Below are 3,309 nucleotides of genomic sequence, written 5' to 3'. Positions count from 1 at the left end.
AGGGGCATATTACTTTGATGCGGGGTGGAGCAGTCTGGTAGCTCGTCGGGCTCATAACCCGAAGGTCGTCAGTTCAAATCTGGCCCCCGCTACCAAATTTTAAAGTGCCGGAGTTGGTCGTTATTTGATCAGTTTGACGGTGCAGTGATTAGGCCCCTTGTTAGGGGCTTTTTATTAGGTGCAGTTTTGTCATGTCGGCTTAATATGAGCATGGTAGTGACTGTTTAAGAAGTGGGCTTTATGCCCATTTTTTGTTGGTGGGCTATTTGTCGGTTCACAAACGTGGATTTTGCATGGCAGGTAAAGACGTTTTACTCACAGAGTTGGTGAAACCGGTCGCCGAGGCGTTGGGTGTTGATCTGTGGGGTGTGGAATATTTATCGCACGGTAAGCAGTCTATTGTAAGAATTTATATAGACCATGCTAACGGTATTGATGTGGATGACTGCGCCAAAGTCAGCCGTCAGGTGAGTAGTGTGTTTGATGTTGAAGACCCGATTATGGGTGAGTACACGCTGGAAGTTTCCTCCCCTGGGATGGAGCGACCATTGTTTACTCTTGAGCAGTTTGGGCTTCATATTGGCGAGCAAATTAAAGTGCGTTTGCGCACTCCTTTTGAAGGGCGCAAAAACTTTTCCGGTCAATTGACCGCGATAGAGCAGGGCGATGTGGTTGTTGCAATTGATAGCGATGAATATTTATTGCCTTTTGATTTAATTGATAAAGCGAACATTGTTCCTAGCTTTTAATGTATTTGAAAGCATTGGGCTACATTGGATTACATAGGACTATAAGATCTAACTGCGTATAGCTAACGCAATGGTTAGAATAATATTAAAGCTGAAATTTACTTAGATTTTGTATAAACGAGGCGGACATGAACAAAGAAATTTTGCTGGTAGCAGAAGCCGTATCCAACGAGAAAGGTGTATCTAGAGATATTATCTTTGAGGCTATCGAACAGGCTTTAGCCAGCGCAACCAAAAAACGCTATGACGAAGATGCCGATATCAATGTCATTATTGATCGCGAAGACGGCAACTATGAAACCTACCGCCAGTGGTTGGTTGTGTCTGATGATGAAATGGCCTTGTTAGGTACTCAATTTACCACCGAGGAAGCCGCTGAAAAAGATGCCTCGTTGCAAGTGGGTGATGTCTATAAAGAACAGGTTGAAAATGTAGACTTTGGCCGTATTGCTGCTCAAACGGCCAAGCAAGTGATTGTACAAAAAGTTCGCGAAGCTGAACGCGCACAAGTGGTTGAAGAATATGAACACAGAGTGGGCGAGCTGATTAGCGGTACCGTAAAAAAAGTCACCCGTGACAATATTATTGTTGATCTGGGTAACAATGCTGAAGCGTCGCTACCACGTGAAGAATTGGTTGGCCGGGAAGTGTTTCGTATGGGTGATCGCGTTCGTGCCATTTTGCAAGATGTTCGCCCTGAAGCCCGTGGCCCACAGCTGTTTTTAAGCCGCGCCTGTCCGGATATGCTGATTGAGTTGTTTAAAGTTGAAGTGCCAGAAATTTCAGAAGAAGTGATTGAAATTCGCGCTGCTGCGCGTGACCCCGGTTCACGCGCAAAAATTGCGGTAAAAACCAATGATGGTCGTATCGATCCAGTTGGCGCCTGTGTGGGAATGCGTGGATCTCGTGTGCAAGCAGTGTCTGGTGAGTTGGGCAATGAGCGTGTTGATATTATTTTGTGGGACGACAATCCTGCACAGTTAGTGATTAACGCCATGGCGCCTGCAGAAGTCGAGTCCATTGTGGTTGATGAAGATACCCGCTCTATGGATGTTGCCGTAGCCGAAGATAATTTGGCTCAAGCGATCGGTCGCAGTGGCCAGAATGTGCGTTTAGCCAGTGAGCTAGCGACATGGACTATTAACGTTATGAGTCTGGAAGATGCTTCTGAAAAGCATCAAAAAGAATCAGGCGTGGTGATTAGCGAGTTTATGGAAAGGTTGGATGTTGATCAGGATGTAGCAGAAGTGCTAGTGGATGAAGGCTTTACTTCGTTAGAAGAAGTCGCTTATGTGCCGTTGGAAGAAATGATGGGTATCGATGGTTTTGATGAAGAGATTGCTGAAGAGCTACGGGCCCGTGCAAAAGATGCATTGCTCACACAGGCTATTGCCAGTGAAGAGCAGTTAGGCGAAGTTGAGCCCGCCGAAGATTTACTAAACATGGATGGTATGGAGCGGCACTTGGCTTTTATCTTAGCCAGCAAAGGCATTATCACGATGGAAGATCTTGCCGAGCAAGCCATTGATGACTTGGTGGAAATTGACGGTCTTGATGAACAAAAGGCCGGTGAATTAATTATGACAGCGCGTGCCCCTTGGTTCGCTGAAGCTGAAGATCAACAAAATTAGCCATTGCGAGCTGGCATCGAATATCTCGAATAAACGAGTCGATTGTCGAATAAGTTGAAGCAAGGTACTGGAGAGAACTGAATGGCAGAAGTTACAGTAAGCCAACTAGCCGAAGTGGTTGGCGCACCCGTCGACCGTCTGTTAGCGCAGATGAAACAGGCAGGCTTAAAACACACCTCTGTTGATGAGGTGGTGTCAGATGAAGACAAGCAAACTTTGCTGTCGTTCTTGAAAACCAGTCATGGTGAGTCAACGGCTGCGCCAAAGAAAATCACCTTAAAAAGAAAAACCTTAAGCACGCTAAAAACCAGCGGTAGCCAGGGTAGAAAAACCGTTAACGTTGAAGTGCGAAAAAAACGAACCTATGTTAAGCGTGATCCTGCAGAGTTATTAGCCGAGAGTGCAGCGGCTGAAGCTGAGTCATCGACTGAAACACCTGCGTCGGCGGTTGAGGGAGCTGCTGCCGAGCCGCTCAATGAGGCACCTGTTGCTGCAACTGAAGAATTTGTAGAAGAAGTGGTTCAGGATAAATCCCAAATGGATCCTGAAGTGCTGCGTCAACATGCTGCGGCCAAACGTAAAGATAAAGAAGCTAAAGACAAAGAATTACAACAAGCAGCGACTGCTGCCAAAAAAGCTGAACAAGAGCGTGCAGAAAAATTAAAGGCGACCAATGCCTCGGCGGATGGAAAGCCTATTCGCCGTCGTCATGAAGAACCGGGAACAGCAAAAGACAAAGCCGACGATTTTCCTGAGAAGAAAAAGAAAAAAAGCGGCAAGCTCACCCCCAAAACGCGGGGTAAAAACCGTACCCATAACATCAAAGATATTGATGCCTTTATGGATGGTGACGGTGTCGATTCCCGTGGGCGGCGTAAGCAACACGTATTAAAATTGCCTGAAGGGGCAAAAACCCATGGCTTTGCTCG

At 46.4% G+C, this 3,309-nt stretch carries 3 protein-coding genes and 1 tRNA gene; all 4 read left to right on the top strand.

The genetic code is table 11. From position 1 onward, the window contains the following. Positions 1 to 18 precede the first annotated feature (18 nt). Positions 19 to 95, top strand: a tRNA-Met gene (locus AACP44_RS08855). 198 nt (positions 96 to 293) lie between these two features. Further along, positions 294 to 749 (top strand): ribosome maturation factor RimP, encoded by a 456-nt coding sequence (gene rimP / locus AACP44_RS08850; protein WP_339340167.1) that lies wholly within the window; start codon positions 294 to 296, stop codon positions 747 to 749. Between the two features lie 128 nt (positions 750 to 877). Continuing rightward, positions 878 to 2,380, top strand: a complete 1,503-nt coding sequence (gene nusA / locus AACP44_RS08845) for a transcription termination factor NusA (RefSeq protein ID WP_339340166.1) — start codon at positions 878 to 880, stop codon at positions 2,378 to 2,380. Positions 2,381 to 2,461: 81 nt separating this feature from the next. Next, positions 2,462 to 3,309 (top strand): translation initiation factor IF-2 associated domain-containing protein (locus AACP44_RS08840; RefSeq protein WP_339340165.1); only part of this gene is annotated, 848 nt, incomplete at its 3' end.

Origin of the sequence: uncultured Oceanicoccus sp. (genome assembly GCF_963968385.1) — a bacterium.
GTDB lineage: Bacteria > Pseudomonadota > Gammaproteobacteria > Pseudomonadales > Dasaniaceae > Oceanicoccus.
Note: the sequence above shows the minus strand (reverse complement) of the source record. Positions and strands in the feature narration are given on the sequence as shown.

Bases quoted from the DNA above. Each gene is read 5' to 3' on its own strand.
- rimP (WP_339340167.1), top strand. From the start codon at position 294: ATGGCAGGTAAAGACGTTTTACTCACAGAGTTGGTGAAACCGGTCGCC.
- nusA (WP_339340166.1), top strand. From the start codon at position 878: ATGAACAAAGAAATTTTGCTGGTAGCAGAAGCCGTATCCAACGAGAAA.